Raw genomic sequence first — 7,908 nt, forward strand, 5'->3', positions numbered from 1 at the left:
TCAGGAGGGATAAAAGTGGAACACTCTAAACGAGAAAATTTCAATATAATTGAGAAAATTAAGGAGCATGCTGAATTAATTGCTGCCCTTATAGCAGGTTTGTTTATTTTGCTTGCATGGCGTTTAGATACTAGCGGGCAAACAACAGCTTCTATTATTTTATATATTGTTGCATTTTGTGTTGGTGGATTTGCTAAAGCAAAAGAAGGTATCGAAGAAACCATTGAAAATAAAGAACTTAATGTTGAACTATTAATGGTATTAGCTGCAGTTGGTTCAGCTGCAATCGGTTATTGGACGGAGGGTGCTATTCTTATTTTCATTTTCGCTGTAAGTGGCGCTCTTGAAACATACGCAATGAATAAAAGTCATCGTGAAATTTCTGCACTCATGAACTTACAACCCGAAGAAGCTTGGCTTGTACGTGGTAACTTTGAACCAATGAAAGTTTCTGTCTCTACATTACAAATTGGAGATCATCTGCTCGTAAAACCTGGTGAACGTGTACCAGCAGACGGTGCAATCTTTAAAGGACAGTCTTCTATCGATGAATCCGCAATAAGCGGTGAACCGCTTCCAGTGGCAAAACGTGAAGGCGACGAGGTATTTGCAGGTACAGTGAACTTAAATGGTGCCATTACGATGGAAATGACAAAACCAAATTCTGAAACACTATTCCAAAAAATTATACAGCTTGTACAAAGTGCTCAGAGTGAAAAATCTCCATCTCAACAGTTTATAGAAAAATTCGAAGGTACTTATGTGAAAATTGCGCTACTTACCGTTGCCCTTATGATGTTTCTACCTCACTTTGTACTCGGTTGGGACTGGACAACAACTTTCTATCGAGCAATGGTACTCCTAGTAGTTGCTTCTCCCTGCGCACTTGTTGCCTCTATTATGCCAGCAACTCTTGCAGCCATTTCAAATGGTGCAAAACATGGTGTGCTATTCAAAGGAGGCCTACATTTAGAGCATCTAGGTGCATTACGTGCATTAGCAGTAGATAAAACAGGTACTTTAACACAAGGTAAACCAACCGTTACTGATTTTATTGTTCGAGAAGGATTAGACCGTGAAAATACAATAGCAATCCTTGCAGGTATTGAAGCACAATCGAACCATCCACTTGCTCAAGCAATTACTTTATTCGCAAAAAAAGAAGGTATCACACAGTTTCCTCAAGCCACTATTGAAGATATCCCAGGTTGGGGTATGAAAGGTAACGTTAATGAGGTCGAATATCTTGTTGGTAAACCAGACTTTGTCGGTCTAGATGAGGCAAATGAATTTGCAAATGGCGCAGCAGAAAATCTTGCCTCAGAAGGAAAAAGCGTTATTTTCATTCGTGACAAAGATGGTATTGTCGCATTGGCAGCCCTAAAAGATACAGTTCGCAGTGAAGCAAAGAAAGCAATATCATTACTAAAAGTGCTAGGTATTGATGTTGTCATGCTAACGGGCGACAATGAGAAGACTGCAAAGGTAATTGCCAAGGAAGCAGGCGTGACAGAATACGTTGCAGAATGTCTCCCTGAAACAAAAGTGACTGAGATGAAGCGACTTCTTTCTGAATATAAATTTGTAGGGATGGTCGGCGACGGTATTAATGATGCACCCGCATTAGCAACTGCAACTACCGGAATTGCTATGGGAGAAGGAACAGATGTTGCTTTAGAAACAGCCGATGTCGTTTTAATGAAAAACGACTTATCAAAGATTGCCTATGCAGTACGTTTATCACGTAAAATGCAACGCATCGTCAAACAAAACATTTTCTTCTCAATCGGCGTTATCGTTTTATTAATTGCTTCAAACTTTTTACAGGTTGTCGATTTACCTCTAGGCGTAATCGGACATGAAGGAAGCACCATTTTAGTTATTTTAAACGGCTTACGTATGCTTAATAAAAACATCTAAAAAACAAACAGCCTCGTATCACAAAACGTGATAACGAGGCTGTTCTTTTCAATATTCCTAACTATTTGTTAGTGTCTCCTGCTTCATAAGTTCTTTTCGCAATACTTTTTTCTGCATCGTCGCATTTAAAATGCCCCCAAAAATTAAAATAATCCCCGTGAAATATAACCAAAGCATTAAAATAATAACTCCACCGATACTGCCATATGTAGCGGAATAATTTGCGAAATTATTAATATAAAAAGAGAAAGCATATGTTACTGCCACCCAGGCAAGAGTTGAAAACAATGCCCCTGGCCAAACTCCCATTAATTTCAAACGGGGATTTGTATTTGGAACAAATCTATATATTCCCATTAAAACTATAAAAATAAGGAGAGGTGGTATCGACCAGCGCATTCTATGCCAGATTATTTCAAATTGCTCCTCAATGCCCACAATCGAAAATAAGAAATGCCCTACTTGTTGCCCAAAAACCGGTAAAATTAGAACGACAGCAATAACAACAACAAATACTAAGGTGAAAACAAGGGATAACCCTCGATCTAATAGACTCCCCTTAGTTTCAGTATCATAGGCCTTATTCAAGGCTCTAATCAATGCGTTAATTCCTTTGGAGGCAGACCAAATTGTTCCAAGCACCCCGATGGATAATAAACTACTATTACGGCTTGTTAAAATTTCATCTAATGTATTTTTTATAAGCCTATATACCTCGTCCGGCATTATATTCACTAGAAATGAATACACTTGCGTCGTCTCTAAATTCAAATAAGGTAGTAATGTAACTAGAAATATTAGTAGCGGGAAAAAAGATAGTAAAAAGAAATAAGCCAATTGCGCTGCAAGAGCTGATATTTCCACTCGCTTTAAGCGTAGCATTAAATCTTGCATAAAGCCCCTTGATGTCATCACATTTACAGTGTCTTCGTCTGGTGAGACAAATGATTTCACCAGACTGACAGCTGTATGTATCGATGCTTTTTTCTCTTCCATACAAATTTCCTCCTGTACGACAACTATTCTTTATCTGGTAAAGAAAAGGCCGATTTTGTATCATTAATCATGCCTTCAATCGTGGAAGGTAATTCTTTAAATTCATCAACTTTTTCAACAATTGTGTTGACATTTTCTGATACGCTTTCACATAGCACTTTAGCGGCCAATACTTTTTCCTCAACTAGTACTTGTAATTCATCTCGATTGGCTGCATAATACGATATTGCTTCTTTCATCTTTTTCGTTGTAGCTATTGTTTTCTCACGCGTTGCACGATCAAACATGCTTAATGCAGCACCAACTGTGGCACCAACTACGATGGATGCTAATAATTTACTTCGTCCCATATTAAATACCCCCTGCTTTAGTAATGTATTTTAGAATAATTCAACTGCTTACTGCCCTTATTCTACCCAATAACAGTCTATTTTTAAAGCAATGCCCAAAACAGTGTTGACATTTTTTTTATTCAATGAAATGATATTTTCGAGGATTACGAAAGGTAGGTTTAAATAATGGATTTATCAGTACCGTCAAAAGAGAACGTTATTTATATGGTTGATCAAATGAAAGACAAGCTTCGTATGGTTAATGTTGATGCAATGAAATCGGAAAATTTCGATGAAGCTAATTACGAAGACCTAGTCTATTTATATGAAATGGTCATGAAGCGCAACACATTTAGTCCTAGTGAAATGCAAGCCATCGTTGCTGAATTAGGAGCTTTACGCAAATAATTAAGCATTTTGTAAATAGAGATAAAAAGCTATTAGCATGACACTCAGTGCCTTTTGCTAATAGCTTTTTTCTATTGCGTTTTTTTGGCAGCAGAGCCATCTTCTTCTACAAGTGGTAGAATTAATACTTCTACACGACGGTTTTTTGCACGCCCTTCAGTAGTATCGTTTGGTGCAATAGCACGGTACTCTCCATAACCTTTAAAACTAAAGTTCGTAGGATCTAACTTCGAATTACTCATCAATAAAATATTAAGGAAGTTTATTGCTCGAACTCCTGACAGCTCAAAGTTAGACGAGAAGTCAGGTCCAGCTGGAACGTTGTCAGTATGACCAGTAATTACTATATTACGCGCCGGATCCGATTCTAATACGTCAGCAAGTTCCTTCGCAACAGGAACATATTCTGGTTTAATAGTTGCTTTCCCTGGATCAAACATAATACTATCACGAATTGTTACAAGTAAACCCTCATCAGTCATTGCTGTTGCAAACTGACCTTCCATCTCATTAACAGCGATAAAATTATCAACACTATCTTTAATTTCAGCCAACTCTTGCTGATCCTTTAAATACGCAGAGTTTTGCTGTGCCTGTTGTGGTGTTTGGTCACTTTCTGCATTCGGACTTTGGACCGGCGAAGGCTGCTCTAAAAAGCTTGTTCCACCATCAAATACTTGATTAAACACTGCCGACATTCTCTCTAGCTTTTCTTGGTCTACTGAACTGGATGCAAATAATATGATAAATACAGCTAATAGCAGTGTTAAAATATCTGCATACGGAACTAACCAAGACTCATCGATATGCTCATCATGCTTTTTTTTCTTAGCTTTCTTTGCCAAGGCCGCCCGCCCCGCTTTCATCAGAAATTTGACGACGTTCTTCCATTGTTAAGTAAGAAGATAATTTTTGTTCGATAACACGTGGAGCTTCCCCTTCTAAGACAGAAAGGATGCCTTCAATCATCATTCTTTTTTGCTTAACTTCAATAGCTGATTTACGTTTTAATTTATTCGCAAATGGATGCCATAAAACATAACCTGTAAAAATACCTAATAATGTAGCCATGAAAGCAGCTGAAATAGCGTGTCCTAGCTTTTCTATGTCATTCATATCTGCTAATGCGGCAATTAACCCTACTACCGCACCAAGTACCCCTAAAGTCGGGGCATATGTACCAGCTTGTGTAAAGATTGCAGAACCACTAGCATGACGTTCTTCCATCGCTTCGACTTCTTCTGTTAAGACATCACGAATATAATCCGCATTCTGACCATCAATTGCTAATGTAAGTCCATTTTTTAAAAATGGGTCTTCTATTTCTGAAGCTTTACTCTCAAGCGCTAATAGACCTTCACGGCGAGCTAAATCAGCCCATTGTGAAAACATCTTGATAATCTCAATATCATCTGCTAATTTTGTTTCTTTAAAAAGAATTTTAAATAGCTTTGGTACACGCTTTAACTCCTTCACAGGGAAGGCAATTGTTACTGCGGAAATAGTACCGAAAATGATAATTAGAATGGCAGCTGGGTTATAAAATGCACTTAAACTTACACCCTTTAGCACCATTCCTGTTAACAGTGCTACAAACGCAACAATTAACCCTACAATCGACGATATATCCATTCTAGAACCTCCAAATCTCCTATTAAACTTTATTTCGTCCTTTTTTCCAAATTTTAAATACATAATATAGTATAAATGTATTTCACAAATTTTTCGATGAAATAAATACTTTTTATTCACTTTTCGACCATATTTGATTATATTGAATTAAGAATAATACACTAAATTGTCTTTATTTGAAAAAAGTTAAGAATTTGTTATTATCCTTCGACACAAAATTACTAAAATATGCTGGACTAGCCATAAAATTAGGATTAAATATCCAAAAAAATCAGCACTTCCATATAAGCTGTTCGAACGATAATTTAAAACTAATTCAGATAATTACTAAAAAATCACATAAAAATGATATAAAACAGTTTATTATCGATTCATCAGACAATATACTTTTTTCACACTCGCTATAAAAACACTTCGAAAGACTCATTTGATTCCTTCCCATATTTAATCCATTATGCCTCGGTATAATTGTGTCCGGATTCGGCTTTATGCTTGCACAAAAAACTACTTTCACCAACTAAAGGCTGAAACATTTGTAGCTGACGCTTTGCTTTCGCTACAATAAACGTCGAGGCTGAGCAAGGACAAGAAATTTTAAAATCACTTATTTCAACAGACGAAGTGCACAGTATTAAACCAAAGTTTGCCGCATGACTTTATAATCACTTATAGACAAACGAATACAAATAACATTACTGAATACAGGTAAAAAGAAACTATTTTCCGTATTAAGAACTGGGCAATTTAAGTAATTTATCCCTACTAATATTAATCTAGACTAGGTATGTTATGGATGTCATAAATTCTCCTTAGATTTTCCTAGTAACCTATTGTATAATTACTTTAGATAATATTGTAGATTATTTTTGTAGAGAGGAGCTTTCATTATGTTCATTACGACTGTACTAGGCTTTTCAGCCGTTTTACTAATTTCTCTAGCATTCTTCATCCACTACCTACAAGTTGGCTTAGATTCTAAATCTTCAGTAACTGTAGATCCAATGCCAAAAGAAAAATATTAATTTCATTGAAAACAGCTACATTAAGTAGCTGTTTTTTTATTTATCTTCCGTCGGATGTCACGGATTTTTAACTATTTCGATTCGCTAAATAAATTACTAAACTTCTTTTTTTTTCAAAAAAATTGCGTGAATATTGTCATTATTATTTGCATATTTAGAGTTTTGCTCTAAAATAATTCCTGTAAGGAAGGGAGCAATTTTTCATGACAATGTTACAAGATATTCTTAAGTTTAATGAAGATTTCGTTCAAGAAAAAAAATATGAGCCTTTTATTACAACAAAGTATCCTGATAAGCGCATCGTTGTGTTATCTTGTATGGATACTCGACTTGTAGAGCTGTTACCTAAAGCTATGAATATACGTAATGGTGACGTAAAAATCGTTAAAAGTGCTGGGGCATTAGTTAGTCACCCTTTTGGTGCAATTATGCGTAGTTTACTTGTAGCTGTTTATGAACTACAAGCAGATGAGGTGTATGTTGTTGGACATTACGACTGCGGTATGAGTGCAGTTGACCCAGAGGCAATGCTAAATAAAATGGTTGCTAGAGGGATTAGCCCTGAGACTATCAACACGATAGAATATTCAGGTTTTGATTTAAAAGAGTTTTTACGTGGCTTTGGCGACGTAGCAACAAGTGTAAAGAAAAGCGTCGATACAATTCGTAATCACCCATTAATGGTTAAAGACGTGCCTGTTCATGGATTAGTAATTGATCCAAATACAGGTCGCCTTGATTTAATCATAGACGGTAGCAAACAATAGTAAAAAAGAAGCGTCTATCCTTCAACAATGAAAGATAGACGCTTCTTTTTATTGGCCCTCTAAACGTGCATACATATAATGATCCACCCATTGGCCATTAATGTACAGCAGCTTTCTTAAAAGACCTTCACGCTGAAATCCAGCCTTTTCTAAGACTCTGATAGAAGGATTATTTTGTGTTGAAACATAAGCCTCTACTCGATGTAAGCCTACTTGCTCGAACGCAAATTGCACGACCATATTAACTGCTTCTGTCACGATCCCTTTTCCAATATAAATTTCATCCATCGCATAACCAACAAACCCACTGGAATACGGTAAACGTTTTACTGCATAAAGAGCAATATGTCCTATTAGATTATTTGTACCTGGCTCAAAAATACCGAAAGTAAATTCTCTCTTTGAGTCCATTAAGTATAAGCTTTCTTGAATTTTTTTATATTGAGCATTAATTGAATAATATTCCGGTCGTTGTAACGGTTCGTATGTAGACCAAAAGTATTTATTGCGACTTACGAGATCGGTTAAACTTTGTGCATCTTTTTCATAAAATGTGCGAATGTAGCATTTCCCACCCTGAATTGATACCACATTTTCACCCTTTTTCCTCAATAATCTCCAAATTTTAAGCACCATTTTTCCACACTAACCTTCCGATAATTATCAACACGTTTTAATGCCTGAGGTCATTTTATCAATGGATGAAACCACCACTATTGATCCAACTAACAATCCATGGGAAAAACACCCACTGATTGAAGTTTTACTTTACCCCGCTTTAACGGTCAGTAAATTTCTTTTCCAACTTTAAATTGAGATTCTGTGACATAG

10 protein-coding genes are annotated in these 7,908 nt (G+C 36.3%); 5 read left to right on the plus strand and 5 right to left on the minus strand.

The annotated features are described in order from the left end of the window. Window positions 1-15: 15 nt before the first annotated feature. Window positions 16-1,920, plus strand: coding sequence for a heavy metal translocating P-type ATPase (locus ABH968_RS26865; protein ID WP_370048955.1), 1,905 nt, complete (start codon window positions 16-18; stop codon window positions 1,918-1,920). A 57-nt stretch (window positions 1,921-1,977) separates the two neighbouring features. On the opposite strand, the gene ABH968_RS26870 is transcribed toward ABH968_RS26865, so the two are convergent. Continuing rightward, entirely contained in the window at window positions 1,978-2,916 is a 939-nt protein-coding gene (locus tag ABH968_RS26870; RefSeq protein WP_370048957.1) for a YihY/virulence factor BrkB family protein, read from the minus strand. Window positions 2,917-2,939: 23 nt separating this feature from the next. Then, window positions 2,940-3,266: a YtxH domain-containing protein gene (locus ABH968_RS26875; RefSeq protein WP_370048959.1), complete on the minus strand. Its 327-nt coding sequence runs from the start codon at window positions 3,264-3,266 to the stop codon at window positions 2,940-2,942. 168 nt (window positions 3,267-3,434) lie between these two features. Between ABH968_RS26875 and ABH968_RS26880 the strand changes: the two genes are divergently transcribed. Beyond that, window positions 3,435-3,656: a DUF1128 domain-containing protein gene (locus tag ABH968_RS26880; RefSeq protein WP_053483058.1), complete on the plus strand. Its 222-nt coding sequence runs from the start codon at window positions 3,435-3,437 to the stop codon at window positions 3,654-3,656. A 71-nt stretch (window positions 3,657-3,727) separates the two neighbouring features. Here the strand turns inward: ABH968_RS26880 and motB are convergent, their stop codons facing one another. Continuing rightward, window positions 3,728-4,501 carry a flagellar motor protein MotB gene (gene motB / locus ABH968_RS26885; RefSeq protein ID WP_370048961.1) on the minus strand — a complete coding sequence of 258 codons (774 nt, stop codon included), beginning with the start codon at window positions 4,499-4,501 and terminating at the stop codon, window positions 3,728-3,730. Next, window positions 4,485-5,288, minus strand: coding sequence for a flagellar motor stator protein MotA (gene motA / locus ABH968_RS26890; protein WP_370048962.1), 804 nt, complete (start codon window positions 5,286-5,288; stop codon window positions 4,485-4,487). Before motA ends, motB begins: the two co-directional genes overlap by 17 nt. Before the next feature lie 194 nt (window positions 5,289-5,482). On the opposite strand from motA, the gene ABH968_RS26895 reads away from it, so the two are divergent. From ABH968_RS26895 to ABH968_RS26905, 3 genes are all read left to right on the plus strand, one after another. After that, window positions 5,483-5,695, plus strand: a complete 213-nt coding sequence (locus ABH968_RS26895; RefSeq protein ID WP_370048970.1) for an aminopeptidase — start codon at window positions 5,483-5,485, stop codon at window positions 5,693-5,695. A 480-nt stretch (window positions 5,696-6,175) separates the two neighbouring features. After that, window positions 6,176-6,310, plus strand: a complete 135-nt coding sequence (locus ABH968_RS26900; protein ID WP_255350001.1) for a hypothetical protein — start codon at window positions 6,176-6,178, stop codon at window positions 6,308-6,310. A gap of 203 nt (window positions 6,311-6,513) precedes the next feature. Further along, entirely contained in the window at window positions 6,514-7,077 is a 564-nt protein-coding gene (locus ABH968_RS26905) for a beta-class carbonic anhydrase (protein ID WP_370048964.1), read from the plus strand. A 48-nt stretch (window positions 7,078-7,125) separates the two neighbouring features. Here ABH968_RS26905 and ABH968_RS26910 read toward each other — a convergent pair whose 3' ends face one another. Further along, window positions 7,126-7,713, minus strand: a complete 588-nt coding sequence (locus ABH968_RS26910) for a GNAT family N-acetyltransferase (protein WP_370048966.1) — start codon at window positions 7,711-7,713, stop codon at window positions 7,126-7,128. Between the last annotated feature and the right edge of the window lie 195 nt (window positions 7,714-7,908).

Source organism: Lysinibacillus sp. RC79 (assembly GCF_041262405.1).
GTDB lineage: Bacteria > Bacillota > Bacilli > Bacillales_A > Planococcaceae > Lysinibacillus.